1 protein-coding gene is annotated in these 234 nt (G+C 42.7%); it reads right to left on the reverse strand.

The annotated features are described in order from the left end of the window. Positions 1-234, reverse strand: a 234-nt coding sequence (locus ACTHS3_RS18695) for an S-layer homology domain-containing protein (protein WP_440368908.1), incomplete at both ends; no start/stop codon positions are given.

Below are 234 nucleotides of genomic sequence, written 5' to 3' on the forward strand. Positions count from 1 at the left end.
ATCTCAGCTGCTTCAGCACGAGTTACATATTTTTCAGGGTTGAACAATGTGCCAGGAGCGTAGTTTGTGAAACCAAGGTATGCAAGTTCACGAACTGCGTCTTGAGCCCAAGGAGCTACGAATTTTTGGTCTCCATAAGCAATACTATCAAGTGCTGTTGGATCCTCTGTTGTGTATCCTAAGTAGTGAATGTAGTTGTCTGCTACTACAGCAAATTCTTGGCGAGACATATAT

The organism is Neisseria sp. P0009.S007 (assembly GCF_051962515.1).